Genomic DNA, 628 nt, shown 5'->3' with positions numbered 1-628 from the left:
CCCCCACCCGACCGGTCCTCCTCTTCCGCCAGCGGCGCCGCGGCGTAGAACACGGCCACCCGCCGGGCACGCGGATCACCCGCGTCCCGCGCCGCCAACTCCTCCACCCGCCGCTCGAACTCCTCGTTCAACTCCCTGAGCGACTCCGGAGTCAGACGCGGCATCAGATCACTGACACCAGTGTTCTCCCGCCACTCCGCACCAAGCCGCCCGGCGTCCATCTCCGCCTCGTACCGCGCCAGACTCTCCACCAGGTGATCGACCTGCACCCGCCGCGCGACATCCACGAACTCCCGGGCCCCCGGCGCCCCCGCCATCGCCGCGTTGCTCCAACTGGTCAGCTCGTGCACGGCCCGCCAGCGCCGCTCCCGCCCGTCCCGATGCTCCGCCTCGGCGACAAACCCGTGCTTCGCCAGCACCCGCAGGTGGTAGCTGGTCGACGCCGACGACTCGTCCGTCCGCACCCCCAACTCCGTTGCCGTAGCGGGCCCGTGCGTCCGCAGCAACCCCAGCAGCCGGATCCGCAACGGATGCGTCAGCGCCTTCAACGCCTCCCCGTCCCGCTCCGGGTCCAGCACCCTCTTCCGCGCGTCCTCACTCATCCCCGCACGCTAACCCGAACCCCACC

The 628-nt window shown here is 71.8% G+C and carries 1 protein-coding gene; it reads right to left on the bottom strand.

Annotated features, from left to right (window positions below; genetic code table 11):
* A partial coding sequence (locus tag FNX44_RS27460) for an ArsR/SmtB family transcription factor (protein ID WP_153507811.1) occupies window positions 1-602 on the bottom strand: 602 nt, incomplete at its 3' end.
* Window positions 603-628 lie beyond the last annotated feature (26 nt).

Source organism: Streptomyces alkaliterrae (assembly GCF_007097205.2).
In the GTDB taxonomy this organism is placed as follows: Bacteria; Actinomycetota; Actinomycetes; order Streptomycetales; family Streptomycetaceae; genus Streptomyces; species Streptomyces alkaliterrae.
This window is presented reverse-complemented; position numbering and strand designations above follow the sequence as displayed.